Source organism: Nonomuraea sp. NPDC052129, from assembly GCF_040680095.1.
Lineage (GTDB): Bacteria > Actinomycetota > Actinomycetes > Streptosporangiales > Streptosporangiaceae > Nonomuraea.
Genome location: NZ_JBFAVX010000062.1, coordinates 17145 through 32208 on the forward strand (window position 1 = coordinate 17145; position 15064 = coordinate 32208).

At 67.6% G+C, this 15064-nt stretch carries 11 protein-coding genes and 3 pseudogenes; 9 read left to right on the forward strand and 5 right to left on the reverse strand.

What is annotated here, in order from left to right:
• The first annotated feature begins 152 nt into the window (after positions 1–152).
• From topA to ricT, 8 genes are all read left to right on the forward strand, one after another.
• Entirely contained in the window at positions 153–2840 is a 2688-nt protein-coding gene (topA, locus tag AB0L53_RS58135; RefSeq protein ID WP_364015334.1) for a type I DNA topoisomerase, read from the forward strand.
• Between the two features lie 13 nt (positions 2841–2853).
• Complete coding sequence (locus AB0L53_RS58140; protein ID WP_364015337.1) at positions 2854–4104, forward strand: metallophosphoesterase; 1251 nt, start codon at positions 2854–2856, stop codon at positions 4102–4104.
• Positions 4105–4243: 139 nt separating this feature from the next.
• A complete protein-coding gene (locus AB0L53_RS58145) occupies positions 4244–4837 on the forward strand; it encodes a helix-turn-helix domain-containing protein (RefSeq protein ID WP_364015340.1) in 594 nt (197 codons plus the stop codon).
• A 161-nt stretch (positions 4838–4998) separates the two neighbouring features.
• Complete coding sequence (gene tmk, locus AB0L53_RS58150; protein WP_364015343.1) at positions 4999–7041, forward strand: dTMP kinase; 2043 nt, start codon at positions 4999–5001, stop codon at positions 7039–7041.
• 9 nt (positions 7042–7050) lie between these two features.
• On the forward strand, positions 7051–8229 hold the full coding sequence (locus AB0L53_RS58155; protein WP_364015346.1) for a DNA polymerase III subunit delta': 1179 nt from the start codon (positions 7051–7053) through the stop codon (positions 8227–8229).
• Between the two features lie 249 nt (positions 8230–8478).
• Entirely contained in the window at positions 8479–9006 is a 528-nt protein-coding gene (locus AB0L53_RS58160; RefSeq protein WP_364015349.1) for a SigE family RNA polymerase sigma factor, read from the forward strand.
• A complete protein-coding gene (locus AB0L53_RS58165; protein WP_364015351.1) occupies positions 9003–10058 on the forward strand; it encodes a permease-like cell division protein FtsX in 1056 nt (351 codons plus the stop codon). Before AB0L53_RS58160 ends, AB0L53_RS58165 begins: the two co-directional genes overlap by 4 nt.
• Positions 10059–10163: 105 nt before the next feature.
• Complete coding sequence (ricT, locus tag AB0L53_RS58170) at positions 10164–11015, forward strand: regulatory iron-sulfur-containing complex subunit RicT (RefSeq protein WP_364015367.1); 852 nt, start codon at positions 10164–10166, stop codon at positions 11013–11015.
• 316 nt (positions 11016–11331) lie between these two features.
• Here the strand turns inward: ricT and AB0L53_RS58175 are convergent, their stop codons facing one another.
• From AB0L53_RS58175 to AB0L53_RS58185, 3 genes and pseudogenes are all read right to left on the reverse strand, one after another.
• Complete coding sequence (locus AB0L53_RS58175; RefSeq protein WP_364015354.1) at positions 11332–11835, reverse strand: RICIN domain-containing protein; 504 nt, start codon at positions 11833–11835, stop codon at positions 11332–11334.
• A 250-nt stretch (positions 11836–12085) separates the two neighbouring features.
• Positions 12086–12415, reverse strand: a pseudogene (locus AB0L53_RS58180) (transposase); the annotation flags it as partial.
• Positions 12416–12534: 119 nt separating this feature from the next.
• Entirely contained in the window at positions 12535–13269 is a 735-nt protein-coding gene (locus tag AB0L53_RS58185) for an SDR family oxidoreductase (RefSeq protein ID WP_364015357.1), read from the reverse strand.
• 131 nt (positions 13270–13400) lie between these two features.
• Here AB0L53_RS58185 and AB0L53_RS58190 point away from each other — a divergent pair, with 131 nt between their 5' ends.
• Positions 13401–14339 carry a LysR family transcriptional regulator gene (locus tag AB0L53_RS58190; protein WP_364015360.1) on the forward strand — a complete coding sequence of 313 codons (939 nt, stop codon included), beginning with the start codon at positions 13401–13403 and terminating at the stop codon, positions 14337–14339.
• Between the two features lie 22 nt (positions 14340–14361).
• Here AB0L53_RS58190 and AB0L53_RS58195 read toward each other — a convergent pair.
• Positions 14362–14577: pseudogene (locus AB0L53_RS58195) on the reverse strand (helix-turn-helix domain-containing protein); the annotation flags it as partial.
• A 5-nt stretch (positions 14578–14582) separates the two neighbouring features.
• Positions 14583–14981, reverse strand: a pseudogene (locus tag AB0L53_RS58200) (class I SAM-dependent methyltransferase); the annotation flags it as partial.
• Positions 14982–15064 lie beyond the last annotated feature (83 nt).

Sequence of the window (15064 nt, forward strand, 5' to 3'; positions counted from 1 at the left end):
TCGATGGGGCTTATTCTGCGTGCTTGTGGGTGGGCCCGGAAGCTAGTGGGTAGCCCTGGGGGAAGGAAATTTCCGCGAGTCGGGTTACCTTTCAGATCTGTGCCGGCTCCCGGCAGGGGGAATTGCAAGCGAACAGTGAGGTAGGAAGCAGCGTGCCAGCCAACAACGGCAGCACCGGCGGAACCCGACGCCTGGTGATCGTCGAGTCGCCGGCCAAGGCGAAGACGATCAAGGGATACCTCGGTGCTGGCTACATGGTCGAGTCCAGCATTGGCCATATCCGCGATCTGCCGGAGCGGGCCGATGACATCCCCGAGAAGTACAAGGGGGAGCCATGGGCGCGCCTCGGGGTCAATGTCGAGCATGAGTTCGAGCCGCTGTACGTCGTCAACCCCGACAAGAGGTCGCAGGTCAGCAAGCTGAAGCAGCTGCTGAAAGATGCCGACGAACTCTACCTGGCCACTGACGAGGACCGCGAGGGCGAGGCCATCGCATGGCACCTGCGCGAGGTGCTCAAGCCCAAGGTGCCGGTGCACCGCATGGTCTTCCACGAGATCACCCCGCAGGCCATCCGGGACGCGGTGGCCAATCCGCGCGACCTGAACCTGCGCCTCGTCGACGCCCAGGAGACCAGGCGCATCCTCGACCGGCTCTATGGCTACGAGGTCAGCCCGGTCCTGTGGAAGAAGGTCAAGCCGCGGCTGTCGGCGGGCCGGGTGCAGTCGGTGGCGACCAGGCTGGTGGTGGAGCGTGAGCGGGAGCGCATGGCGTTCACGTCCGCCCATTACTGGGACCTGCAGGCGCTGTTCGACACGGGCAAGGCCGAGGAGCGTCCGCGTGACTTCACCGCAACGCTGACCTCGGTCGACGGCAAGCGGGTCGCCCAGGGACGCGACTTCGCCACCACCGGCCTGCTGAAGACGAACGACGTGCTCCACCTGTCGGAGGCCGCCGCCGGTGAGCTGGCGGGCCGGCTCCAGGGTTCGTCGTTCGCGGTCAAGTCCGTCGAGCGCAAGCCGTATACCCGTAAGCCGTACGCTCCCTTCCGGACGACCACTTTGCAGCAGGAGGCGAGCCGCAAACTGGGCTTCTCCGCCAAGTACACGATGCAGGTGGCGCAGCGGCTCTACGAAAACGGCTTCATCACCTACATGCGTACCGACAGCATCACGCTGTCGGAGACGGCGGTGGCGGCCGCGCGCTCCCAGGCGATCAAGCTGTACGGCTCTGCGTACGTTCCCGACAAGCCGCGTGTTTACACCAGCAAGGTCAAGAGCGCGCAGGAGGCGCACGAGGCCATTCGGCCTTCCGGGGAGGAGTTCCGCACTCCCGGTGAGACCGGGCTGAACGGTGACCAGTTCCGCCTGTACGAGCTGATCTGGCAGCGGACCGTCTCGTCCCAGATGAAGGACGCGGTCGGCGAGTCCGTCACGGTCAAGGTGCGCGGCGCGTCGGCCACCGGCGAGGACGTCGAGTTCAGCGCCTCGGGCCGGACGATCACGTTCTACGGCTTCCTCAAGGCGTACGTCGAGGGCGCCGACGATCCGTCGACCGACCGCGACGACTCCGAGAAGCGGCTGCCGAACCTGACCGAGGGCGACGCGCTGAGCGTCTCGCGGCTCGACGTGGCCGGCCACTCGACCAAGCCGCCCGCCCGCTACACCGAGGCTTCGCTGGTCAAGGAGATGGAGGATCGGGAGATCGGGCGTCCTTCGACGTACGCCTCGATCATCGGCACGATCCTCGACCGTGGCTACGTGTTCAAGAAGGGCACCGCGCTGGTGCCGTCCTTCCTGGCGTTCGCCGTGGTCAACCTGCTGGAGCAGCATTTCGGTAACCTGGTCGACTACGACTTCACCGCCGAGATGGAGAAGGTGCTCGACGACATCGCCAACGACCGGGCGGAGCGGGTGCCGGAGCTGCAGCGCTTCTACTACGGCGAGGACGGCGACGAGGGCCTGAAGGAGATGGTCACCGACCTCGGCGACATCGACGCCAAGGAGATCAGCTCCTTCCCGATCAAGGGCACCGACATCGTCATCAGGGTCGGGCGATACGGCCCATACCTTGACAGGGGTGGCGCTCGGGTGAACGTGCCCGAGGACACGACCCCCGACGAACTGACCGCCGAGAAGGCGGAGGAGCTCTTCTCGCGGCCCACCGGCGACCGCGAGATGGGGACCGACCCGGTGACCGGGCACATGATCGTCGCCAAGGACGGGCGATTCGGCCCGTACGTCACCGAGATCCTGCCCACGCAGGAGGAGGAGACCCCGAAGCGGCGCACCAAGAAGGCCGACGCGGCGAAGCCGCGGACGAGCTCGCTGTTCAAGTCGATGTCGCTCGACACTGTGACGCTCGAGGACGCGCTCAAGCTGCTGTCGATCCCCCGGGTCGTCGGCGAGCTGGAGGGCGAGGAGGTCGTCGCGTACAACGGGAAGTTCGGCCCCTACCTGAAGAAAGCCACCGAAACGCGGTCGCTGGCCGCGGAGGAAGAGCTGTTCACGGTCACGATCGAGCAGGCCAAGGAGCTGTTCTCCCAGCCCAAGCCGCGGGGCAGGGGCCGGGCGGCGGCCGCGCCGCCGCTGCGCGAGCTGGGTGAGGACCCCAACTCCAAGAAGCCCGTCGTGGTCAAGGAGGGGCGATTCGGTCCCTACGTGACCGATGGCGAGACGAACGCGTCGCTGCGCAAGGGCGACACGGTCGAGGAGATCACGATCGAGCGGGCGGCGGAGCTGCTGGCCGAGCGGCGTGAGCGGGCCCCGGCGCCGAAGAAGACGACGACCCGGAAGGCGCCGGTCAAGAAGGCACCCGCGAAGAAGCCGGCGGCCAAGTCGTAAGTAGCATTGCCGCGTGGTGGTCTTGGTCTTCGTGGGCTTGGTGTTCGTGGCGCATCTCTATCTGTGGCATCGGATGGTGCGCTCGACCACTCGGCGGGGGCGGGTGCGCACCGGCCTGACCTGGGGGCTGGTGGGGCTCCTTCTGCTGGTCGTTTTGACGTTCGCGGGGACGCGGCTGGAGATGTTCCAGTGGCTGGCGTGGCCGGGCTATCTCTGGATCGCGATCATGTTCTATCTGGTGATCGCTCTGGTCCTGCTGGAGATTCCTCGGTTGGTGGCGTGGTTAGCGCTGGTCCGGGGGCGGGCGGCTGTGTCGTCGTCGCCTGTAGTGGTGGTGCGGCCGGTGACGGTGCCTGCTGTTTCGGATATTTCGGATATTTCGGGTTCTGGGCAGGTTTCGGGGGTGGGGCCGTCGCCGGGCGGCGACGCGATGAGCAGGCGGCTCTTCCTCGGGCGGACCACCGCCGCCGTCGCGGGTGTGGGCGCGCTCGGCACGGTCGGGTACGGCATCAGCGCCGCGCTGGGTGATCCGGTGATCGAGCCGGTCAAGGTCACGCTGGCCGGGCTCGACTCCAGGCTGAGCGGCCTGCGGTTCGCCGTGGTCAGCGACATCCACCTGGGGCCGCTCACGGGCAAGGCGCACACCGAACGCATCGTGCGGATGATCAACGGTCTGCGGGCCGACGTGGTGGCGATCGTCGGTGACCTGGTCGACGGCTCGGTGGCCGAGCTGGGCCCGCTGGCCAGGCCGCTGCAGAGCCTCGAATCCCGCTATGGCGCTTATTTCGTGACAGGTAATCACGAGTACTACACGAGAAACGGCCCCGGTGAGTGGATCGAGGAGCTGGACCGGCTCGGCGTTCGTTCGCTGCGGAACGAACGGGTGGAGATCCGGCACCAGGGCGGCGTGCTGGACTTGGCCGGGGTGAACGACCTCAACGGCGCCACCGCGAACGACGGGCCCGACTTCGACAAGGCGCTCGGCGGTCGCGATACGAGCCGCTCCACGGTCCTGCTGGCCCATCAGCCGGTTCAGGTCTCGCAGGCCGCGCGTTATGGCGTGGACCTGCAGCTGTCGGGGCACACGCACGGCGGGCAGCTGGCGCCGTTCGACCTCGTGGTGCCGCTGCAGCAGCCGGTCGTGTCGGGGCTGGCGACGGTCGACGGGGTGCGGGTGTACGTCACGCGCGGCGCCGGGTTCTGGGGGCCGCCGGTCCGGGTGGGCGCGCCGCCCGAGATCACGCTGCTTGAGCTGCGCGCCTGACTTTCCGCGGTACTTGAGCGGTACTTGAGCTGCGGTCCTGACCCTCTGTGGTGCTTGAACCGCGGTCCTGACTTTCCGCGATCCGCTGGTCACTCAAGCCGCGAGGGGGTAGTATCCAAGCGGATACGTTGGAGGTGGGATGATCTCTTCCCCGGTGGAGGGGGCGTTCGGCGACCTGCTGCCCGAGCAGGGTGCGGTGCCCGAGGGGCCGACGCCCGACGTCACGTTCTGGGCGGAGCGTGGCGGCCTGCTGCTCAAACAGGCCAGACACGCGGCCAACATGAACCAAAAGGCGCTGGCCGGCATGAGCGGCACGTCGCGGACGACGTTGTCGGCCTACGAGCACGGCCGGAAGTCGCCCACGCTCGAAACGGCCGGGCGCATCCTCGACGCGGCCGGGTTCCGGCTGGTGCTGGAGGCCAAGGTCGAGTTCACCACCTGCCGGGGAGCCGACGGCCGCCCGTTCCACGTGCCCAACCGGTTGCCGCGCCTGTCGGCGTTGCGGGCCCTGGCTACCATCCGCCTTGGCGACAGGGCCTATGACCTGGCCGATCGCGGGGATCGCCGGGACGCCTACGTCGTGCTGTTGCGGGAAGGGAGTCAGCGGGAGCTGCTCGAGCATCTCGACGGGCTGCTGCTGGTGGAGCTCTGGGATGAGCTGGTGCTGCCTGAGCCCGTACGGGCCGGCTGGCAGCCGTTGGTGGAGCTCGCCCGGCCGTACAAAAGGGACTAGCGAGACAAGAAGGATCTGTCTGGTGTTTTCGGGGGCCTATTCGAGCTGTGTATCATGCGCGACGGCCCGTATACGTAATACTCTCAGCGACGAGCAGCCGGGTATATCCGGCTCGTCTCCTGTCTTCCCATCTCCGGCGAGCACCTGGATACGCTGACATTATGACCGCCCGTGGCCGACGCCAACCGACACATGTGCTGGCTAACGCATCTTTCCGCCGGCTCTGGACGGCGATGTCGGTGTGCAGCCTCGGCGACTGGCTGAACATCCTGGCACTGACCGCCCTGGCAGGAAACCTGACCCAGGGCGACTACCGCACACAGTCGCTGGCCGTCGGCGGTGTCTTCATCGCCAAGATGTTGCCCGCCGTCCTGCTCGGACCCCTCGCGGGAGCGTTCGCCGACCGCTTCGACCGGCGGGTGACGATGTTCACCTCCGACCTGGCCCGGTTCGCCGTGGTGCTGTCGATCCCGCTGGTCGGCAGCTATCAATGGATCATCGTCGCGACGATCCTGGTCGAGTGCGTCAACCTGTTCTGGGTCCCGGCCAAGGACGCCACGGTCCCCAACCTGGTGCCGAAGGAGCAGCTCGAATCGGCCAACCAGCTCAACCTGCTGGTCACCTACGGCAGCGCGCCGGTCGCCGCGATCCTGTTCACGGCGCTGTCCGTGATGGGCGACGTACTGAAGAACGCCGTGCCGTTCCTGTCCGGCATGGACCCGACCGGGCCGGCGCTGATCGTCAACGCCTGCGCGTACCTGGTGTCCGCGTTCCTGATCTTCACGCTGCGCGGCATCCCCAAGCGTGACGGCGCAATCTCCACCCCGTCGGTGCTCAAGCAGATCGTCGAGGGCTGGCGGTTCGTGGGTGCCAACCGGCTGGTGCGCGGTCTGATCATCGGCATGCTGGGGGCGTTCGCGGCGGGCGGCGCGGTCGTGGGCGTCGCGAAGATCTACGTGGGCGCGCTCGGCGGCGGCGACGCGGCCTACGGCGTGGTGTTCGCCGCGGTCTTCGTCGGCATGGCGCTGGGCATGTTCTTCGGCCTCCGGCTGCTGCGCGAGCTGTCGCGGCGCCGGTTGTTCGGTCTGGCGATCACCGTGGCGGGCGTGGTGCTGATCGCGATCGCGATCATCCACAACCTGGTGATCGTGGTCATGCTGACCGTGTTGCTCGGGGCGTGCGCGGGCATCGCGTGGATCATCGGCTACACGCTCATCGGCCTCGAGGTCGAAGACTCGATGCGGGGGCGGACGTTCTCGTTCCTGCAGTCGACCGCGCGGGTGACGCTGCTGTTCGTGGTGGCGGTGGCCAACCCGCTGGCCGCGCTCGTCGGCGCGCACCCGCTGAGGCTGGGCGAAACGGTCTACCAGTTCGACGGCACCAACCTGGTGCTGGTGGTCGGTGGCGTGCTCGCGACGGTCGTCGGTCTGCTGGCGCTGCGCCACATGGACGACAGGAAGGGCGTCTCGCTCTCCGAGGACCTGATCGCGGCGGTGCGCGGCGAGCGGCCGAAGTCGGAGACGGCGGAGCAGGTGCCGGGGCTGTTCGTGGCGTTCGAGGGCGGTGAGGGGTCGGGTAAGACGACCCAGTCGCGACTGCTCGCCATCTGGCTGCGCGATCAGGGCTTCGACGTCGTACAGACCCGTGAGCCCGGCTCGACCAAGGTCGGCATGCGGCTGCGCGCGATCCTCCTCGACGCGGCCGAACGCGGGCTCTCGGCGCGCGCCGAGGCGCTGCTGTACGCCGCCGACCGGGCCGAACACGTCGAGAAGGTCATCAGACCGGCCCTCTACCGCGGCTCGCTGGTGATCTCCGACCGCTACGTGGACTCGTCGCTGGCCTACCAGGGAGCGGGACGGGCGCTCGACCCCGAGGACGTCTCCAAGGTCAACGCCTGGGCCACGGGTGGACTGGTCCCGCATCTCACGGTGCTGATCGACACGCCGCCCCAGGTGGGGCTGACCAGACTGGGCGGCGCGGCGGACCGGATCGAGTCCGAGCCGCTGGAGTTCCACGAGCGGGTGCGCAAGGAGTTCAGGGCGCTGGCCGCCGCCGACCCCGACCGCTACCTGGTGGTCGACGGGATGCTGCCGCCCGAGCAGATCACCCGGCTGATCCAGGACCGGGTGCACGAGCTACTACCCGATCCGGTGCCGCAGGAGTCCGAGGACATCACGGGCACGATGCCCGCCATCCGCGACTAGCCTTGTCGGGTGAGCGTCTTCGATGACCTCGTCGGTCAGGACCAGGCGGTGGCCGTGTTGTCCCGCGCGGCCGCGGCGGCAGGCGATGCCGTGCGGGGTGGTCGCGGCGCGGGCATGACGCATGCCTGGCTGTTCACCGGCCCGCCCGGGTCGGGCCGGGAGGAGACCGCGCGGGCGTTCGCGGCGGCGCTGCTCTGCCCGGACGGCGGCTGCGGTCACTGCGACCAGTGCCACCAGGTGCTGATCGGCTCACACCCCGACCTCGAGACGGTACGCCCCCAGGGCCTGTCCTACAGCGTCAGGCAGACGCGCGAGCTCATCCTGCGGGCGGCGGGCGCGCCCACGCAGGGCCGCTGGCGGGTCATCCTGTTCGAAGACGCCGACCGGGCCACGGAGTCGGCGGCGAACGCCCTGCTCAAGGCCATCGAGGAGCCGCCTCCACGTACGGTCTGGCTGCTGTGCGCGCCCGCCGCCGACGACATGATGATCACCATCCGATCGCGCTGCCGGGTGATCACTCTGGCCACCCCCGCAACGGAGGCGGTCGCCCACGTGCTGGCCACCCGCGACAGCGTGCCCTGGGAGACCGCGCGCTTCGCCGCCCGCGTCTCTCAGGGGCACATCAGCCGGGCCCGGGCGCTGGCCTTGGACGAGAACGTACGTCGGCGCCGGGAGGCCGTCCTGGCCATCCCTCGCTCGCTGTCCGGGGTCGGCGATTGCGTCTCGGCCGCCGAACGCCTGGTCAAAACGGCCGAAGAAGAGGCCGCGGCGGCGACGGCCGCGCTCAACGAGACCGAGACCACCGAGCTGCGCAAGATCTACGGCGAGGGGTCCACGGGCAAGGGCCTCAACCGTGGGTTGGTGCGAGGCGGCGCGGGGGCGTTGAAGGAGTTGGAGGACCGGCAGAAGTCGCGGGCCACGCGCATCAAACGCGACTCGCTCGACGCGGCGCTGCTGGAGCTGGTGTCGTTCTATCGGGACGTCCTGGCCATGCAGTTCGCGGCCGGGGTGGAGCTGGCCAACGACGACATCCGCTTCGAGCTCGACCAGCTGGCCAAGCTGTCGACGCCGGAGGAGACGTTGCGGCGGATCGATGCGATCATGCGGTGCCGCGAACGCCTCGACGCCAACGTCAACCCGCAGATCGCGGTCGAGGCGATGATGCTCTCCCTCCGGTCCGCCGCGTAGCGGGCTGTCGGCTTGGTCCGGCGTATGGGCGACCGGTCGGCTCGGGGAAGCGGACATCGAAGCAGGCGGCCAAGAAGACGCACGTCACGGCGCCCAGCCCGGTAAACCGCAGGAGCGTGTCCCTGGACGGAGGCCGGCCCCGTACGCGGGATCGGGCTCACCGGGCCGGCCGTAAAAGCGCGCTGAAAAGCGGCGGGAGTTTGCCGTGTGGCGAGAGCAGCAGATGGGCTTGCTGGGCGTCTCTGTTATGTGAAAGTCGAGCAGCTGTCCCCTGGAGGGGCTCTGATACAGAAACGCGTCGATGTCGCGGCGGTCTTCGCCGAGCATCATGTGGGTCTCGTCCGGCTGGCGCTGGTCATGGTCGGTGATCAGGCGACCGCCGAAGACGTCGTCCAGGAGGCGTTCACCCGGACCCACGCGGGGCGGGGGAGGTTGCGAGATCCAGACAAGGCGCTGGCCTATGTGCGATCGGCGGTGTTCAACGGCTGCCGGTCGGTGATGCGGAGGCGGGCGACGGTTTTCCGTCGCGCCGTACCGTACGAACCGCCTGTCTGGTCAGCGGAGAGCGCGGCCATGGTGAGCGAGGAGCGTCGCGAGGTGCTGCGCGCCCTGCGAGGGCTGCCGGGCCGGCAGCGCGAGGCGCTGACGCTGCGCTACTACCTCGACCTGTCCGATCAGGAGATCGCCGAGACCATGGGGATCAGCGGGAGCACCGCCAGGTCCACGATCGCGCGTGGGCTCGCCGCCCTCGGCCGCGCACTTGGGGAGGATTCATGAACAGTCCGATGGAAGACCGCCTGCGCGAGGCGCTGGCCGAGGCGGGGGCGACCGTTGACCCCAGCACGCTGAGCCCCCTGCAGCCGTCGGGGCGGCCTCGGGTGCGGGTCGACTTCCGGTTGCTGGCGGCAGCGGGGGCGGTGGTGCTCGCGGGGGCCGTGACCGCCGCCGTGCTCATCTCTCCCGGTGACGAACAGCGGGCGGCGGTGGCCAACCCGCCTGCCGATCAGAAAGGCGAGACGGAGCTGTCCGTCTTCCTGTGCTCCAAATCGGTGAAACGCCCGGACTGCCCTGAGGGCAGCCCCACAGCGCAGCAGACCCGGGCGATCCAGCAGGCTCTGCAAGCGGCACCAGGCGTGTCGCAGGTGCTTTACGAAAATTCGGCGAGCGCCTTTATGAGCTTCCGCCGAGACTACGCCGGCAACAAGACGCTGCTCGCCGCGATCGGCGCTGCCGACATGCCGCCCTCGTTCCACGTCCAGCTGAGGCCGGGAACCGATGTGAACGCGCTGCAGGCCAAGTTGAAGTCCATAGGAGGCGTGTACAGCGTCTCCCATCCGGAGACTGACAACCTGCTGGTGTCAGAGCGGGAGAGCAACAACGCAGATATCTCCGTCTTTCTCTGTATGGAGCAGGCGATCCAAGCGTCCTGTGGAGCCGTTGCCGCGCCCGGCTCAACCAAAGATGCCCCCAAGTTCACCGAATACGGCAAGGCCATCACGCTTGCGCAGCAGAGCGACCTCGCCCGGAAGATCGCGAAGACGCCCGGTGTCCAGTCGTCACGCTTCGAGAGCCAGCAGGAGGCTTACGAGAATTTCAAGCGCACCTTTGCGAATAACGAGGCCCTCGTTAAGGCCACCAAGCCATCGGACATGCCGACGTCATTCCGCCTTCAGCTGAGCCCGGATGCCGACTGGAGCAAGGTGATCGCTCAGTTGCAACACCTACCCGGCGTCGCCTCGGTCGGCAACATCAAGTGCTCGACTGGGCGGATCACGCTTTATCAGCGTTATGGCATCTTGCTGCCTGCGAGCAAGGCCTGCGCCTTCTAGTCGGGGTAGAGGCTCTGACGCGGAGCCCGCCGACACACGTAATGTGGCAACCGAAGGCCGTAAGAACCCCCGAGGCCGTCAGGAGGCGAGCACGAGCCCATGGGAATGATCATGGCCGTGAGCTTCACCCGCTACGGGCGGCTCTACTACCTCGATCCCGGTGGCCACACTCCCAAGGTGGGCGACAAGGTACTGGTCCCGACCGACTCGGGTCCTGAGGTGGCGGAGTGCGTGTGGGCGCCGCAATATTCGAGTGAAGACATCGACGGAATGCCGGTGTGCGCGGGCATAGCGGGAGAGGAACACCTCTCCCGCGACGAGACCAACAAGCGCCGCAGGGCCGAGGCCCGCAGCGTGTCCAAGCGGTTGATCAAGCGGCACGAGTTGCCGATGAAGGTGGTGGGCGTCGACTACCTCGACCAGGACAACGTCTATACGGTCTACTTCTCCGCTCCGCATCGGGTCGACTTCCGCGCGCTGGTCCGAGACCTGGCCCGCAACCTGCGGGCCCGGGTGGAGCTGCGGCAGATCGGCCCGCGTGACGAGGCGCGGTTACAGGGCGGCATCGGCCCATGTGGTCGTGATCTGTGCTGTGCCACGTTCCTCAAGGACTTCGAGCCGGTCTCCGTACGCATGGCCAAGGACCAAGACCTCCCGGTCAACCCCTTGCGCATCGCCGGGGCGTGCGGGCGGCTGATGTGCTGTCTCAAGTACGAGCATCCGCTCTATGTCGAGACCCGCAACCGGATGCCGCGTACGGGCAGCCGGGTGAGCACGCCGCAGGGGGAGGGAAGCGTCCTGGGGCACAACGTTCCGGCGGACACGGTGACGGTGCGTCTGGACGATGGTGGACGGCGCTGTGCGTGCCCTTCCGCGTCGGTGTGCTCGCCACGGCAGCAACACGACAAGATGTACGGCGAGGAGGACGGCACGTCGTCTTCTGGCATTTCGACATAGTCAAAACCGATTTTTCGTTTTCATAAGTCGTAACTCTGCGATCTTGATTTCATGATCGCTGGATTTTCCGGGCCGGAGGCGCCCGCTGACGGCCGTACAAACGCGACAGCGGGCCTTCCCATCAGGAGGAGGGGCCGCTGTCGCGGGACGCGCGGTGGATGCTACGGGCGGTCGTCTTCTTCGAGACGGCGAAGGGTGGCGTCGCGCTTCTTCCGCTCGCGGTAGTGACGTGGCTTGACGACCTTCATGTGGCTGACCAGCAAGTTCGCTTGACAATCCCAGATAGCGATCGTTCCGCCAGGCGGGGACATGGCGGCTATTCGATGATCCAGGACTGGGCGCCGGGCGGCGCCGCCTGGCCGCAGGTGAACTGCATGAGTTCGCTCCCGCGGCCGCTGACCGTGTCCAGGCACTGGTTGGTTCCCGCGTGCCGCAGGGTGAGTCCATCCACCACCCACTGTTCAGAAGCCGACCCGTTGCAGGTGAACTCGTCGACCGTCTCTCCGGGTGTACTCGTCCCGTCGTTGACCTCCATGCAATCGCCGCTCGCCACGTTCACAACGAAGTACGTGTCCGCCACACCGGTCGGCACGAACGTCCACAGTCGGGTACTGACCAACCTGCTGCAGGGGGCGAGCTTGAGCCGTACGTTGAGGACGCCGCCCGGAGCGTCCACGCACTGTGAGTAGGCGGCGTTGCGGATCTGACGGTGACCACTCGGGACAGCGGCGCTCGCGCTGTTGGCGATCATGATCGAGGCGGCGCCAGCCAGGAACAACGCCATCAGTCCTGTGACCGCCCGTGAGATGTTTCTTAACATCTGCCCGCTCCTTTCAGGGGATGGGTTCTTAACTGATGTGGCGTTCCCTCCCGTTCCATCCCCACTGACACCGCGCTGATGGCCGGCCGACCGCCGAAGCGGAGTTTCGGGACTTTCGGGAGTGGTCCTCACGTACGCGCACGAGTCCCGGCAACCGCGGTGTGCCCTGCAGCGCTCGTTGTCCGGGAATCTGCAAGATTATGGCTCTGGCGTAGAGATCGTGAACCCGTGACTGAGGGTGAGGCCAGTGGGAGAGAAGGACGCGTTTTCGGAGGAGGTCGAGGTTGGCTCGGCCGAACATCTGTCGCTTGAGGTGCTTGATGCCGCAGACGTTGCCCTCGACTGCGCCTGAGCTGTGTGTAGAGGTGAGGCCGTTGGTGACGGCATCCTGGTCACGGCGGATGCCGCGGGCGAGGGAGTGCAGGGCGGGGAAGTCGCCGTTCTCGATGTTGGTGAGCCAGCCTTCAAGGTGCTGGTTCCGGTCCTGTTCGTCATCATTTGGGCGAAGTCGGTGACATGCCCGGCGAGCGAGGTCAGGCGGGTGCTGCGTGACTTGAGCTGGGCGAGCTGATGGCTTCATCGGTCGTGAGGTGGTCGGGGTCGCTGGTGATCCAGCGGGTTGCTTCACGGACGGGCGGTGATCTCGACGTGCAGTTGGGCCGCGTCGTGTATGCCTTCGTTCCAGCGCTGAGCCGGGGTTCAGATGACGCCGCCCGTGGCGTTGACGTTCTGTCCTGTCATCCAGCGGGCGTCGTCGCCGGCCAGGAAGGCGATCACGCGGGCGACGTCCGTGGGGGTGCCGACACGGTTGAAGGCCGACATTCCCGCCGCGACCACGCGGTCACGTTCCGGCAGCAGGTCGGTGTCGGTGTACCCGGGCGAGACGGCGTTGACCGTGATCTCGCGCGGTGCCAGCTCCCGTGACAGGACCCGGACGAACTGTTCAACGGCCCCCTTGCTGCCCAGATAGAGCGCGAGGTCGGTGAACCACATCCGGGTGCCGGCGGTGGAGACCGCGATGATCCGCCCTCCGTCGCGCACGCGCCGCGCGGCCTCCTGAAGGGTGAAGAACACCCCCTTGGTGTTGGTGTCGAAGACGTGGTCGAAGTCCTCCTCGACGCAGTCGGCGACAGGCTTGGCCAGGGCGGTGGCGGCGTTGGCGACCACGACGTCGAGCCGGCCGAACGCCGCCTGCGCCTCGTCGAACAGCCGCGACACCTCATCCGGCCGCGACATGTCCGCCCGTACCCGGACGGCCTTGCCGCCCGTCTCGTTGATCGCGTTCACGACCTCGTGCGCGGCCCGCTCGTCCTGTACGTAGTTGACCACCACCGAAGCGCCGTCGGCGGCCAAGCGCTGGGCGATGGCCCGGCCGATGCCGCGCGAGCCGCCGGTCACCAGCGCGACCTTGTCCTGAAGGGCAAACAGCGACACAGAGACCTCCCATGGCCGTCATCTTTGATGGTCAGCATCGGCCACCACGCCGAACGAGATCAACGGCGATCTGTGCAAAAATCGATGCCCTCAGCGCATGGATCCCTAACCACGGACCAAGGTGAGCAGTCGTGAAGCTGACCCTCCCTCACATCGAGGCGTTCCTGACGCTGGCTGAGGAGCTGCACTTCGGACGCACCGCCGAACGCCTCTACCTCTCCCAGCCGCGGGTCAGCAGGCTCATCGCCGCCCTGGAACGCGAGGTCGGCGCCTCCCTGTTCGAGCGCACCAGCCGACGGGCGCTCCTCACCCCTCTGGGGGAGCGGCTACGCGAGCGGTTGCTGCCCGCGTACGGGGAACTGCTGGCGGCCGTCGACGACGCCCGCACCACCGCCAGGCAGAGCGCTGGGGTGCTGCACATCGGATTCGCGCTGAGCACCGGCGGCGAGCACCTCAACGCCCTGGTACGCGCCGTCGAGCGCGCCTACCCCGAGATCGAGGTGCGGCTGCGCGAGATCTCGACCAGCGAGCCGCTCGACGAGCTTCGCCTCGGCGAGGTGGACGTCCTGGTCAACTGGCTGGTCCTGGACGCCCCCGACCTCACCCTGGGGCCGCAGCTGGACGAGCAGGACAAGGTGCTTATGATGGCGGCGGATCACCCGCTGGCCGAGCGCTCCAGCGTCCATTTCGACGAGGTGGCCGACTACGTCCTGACCGATATGCCCACACTACGGCGCCGCAACGGCGACCCGCTGTTCTTCCCCCTGCGCAGCGCCGCCGGGCGGTCCGTGAAGCTGCAGCCCGTCCGCACCCTGGGCGAGGCGCTGCTCCAGGTGAGCCTGGGCGAGACCGTCCATGTGACCGTCACCTCGCTGCGTCACCTGGTAGCCCGTCCCGACCTGGCGTTCGTCCCGATCGATGACCTGCCCCCGGCGAAGCTCGGCCTGATCTGGCGCACCGCGTACGAGAACGCCCGCATCCGCGCCCTCGCCGAAGTCGCGGCCTCCCGCCGTGGACCGGAACCGAGCAGTAGCCCAGAACATGGCCGATCAGCGGGAGCCGGGGGATGAACTCCTCAAACGATCGGGGCCGACTGGAGCGGGGGCCGTTGATGAGTTCCTCGGCTGTGGTGGCATTGCGGAACTTGCGGACGGTCGTGCGGCTCAAACCAAACTGCTGGGAGATCGCCGCGATGGTCCAGCCCTGCTCGACGAGTTCGTGTACGGCGGTGTGACGTTCGCGGGTCCGAACCGCAGTGCGTGGTTCCGGCAGCGATGTGGATTCCTGCCCCGTGGGCGCGGTCGGCAACGGCTGATGACGGTGGCCAGCACGTGGCCCCCCAGACGCAGCACCCGCTGTGCTTCGGCGAGCGCCTGCGCGCGGTCGGCTGGTCCGGTCAAGTGGTAGAGCGGGCCGAGTAGCAAGACGACGTCCGCACTTTGGTCCTGGGCACTCAGATGACGGGCATCGCTCACCTCTGCGCTGACGCCGGGTAGAGCCGCTGCGGCCTCGACATGGGTAGGCACCGGATCGACCAGGTGCACCTCGTAGCCATCTGCGGCCAGCCACTGTGCGTGCACTCCCGTGCCGCCCCCGACGTCGAGGATGCGCGCCGGAGACGGCATCAACGTTCTCCGCAGCAACTCTTGGGTGCGCAGGTACTCCAACCTGCCGTGCGGCGACCTTGTGAGCCGGGTGCTCGAGGTTGTCACTTCAGGTGTGTAAAGATCGTTCCTGAGAGCTTGAGAGCGGTCTTTACCTGATGCGGCCTGGATAGGCGATGTCGAGTTCGATG

Coding starts and splice junctions, on each gene's coding strand:
- AB0L53_RS58175 (WP_364015354.1), bottom strand. CDS start 11,835: ATGTTAAGAAACATCTCACGGGCGGTCACAGGACTGATGGCGTTGTTC.
- tmk (WP_364015343.1), top strand. CDS start 4,999: ATGACCGCCCGTGGCCGACGCCAACCGACACATGTGCTGGCTAACGCA.
- AB0L53_RS58165 (WP_364015351.1), top strand. CDS start 9,003: ATGAACAGTCCGATGGAAGACCGCCTGCGCGAGGCGCTGGCCGAGGCG.
- AB0L53_RS58145 (WP_364015340.1), top strand. CDS start 4,244: ATGATCTCTTCCCCGGTGGAGGGGGCGTTCGGCGACCTGCTGCCCGAG.
- ricT (WP_364015367.1), top strand. CDS start 10,164: ATGATCATGGCCGTGAGCTTCACCCGCTACGGGCGGCTCTACTACCTC.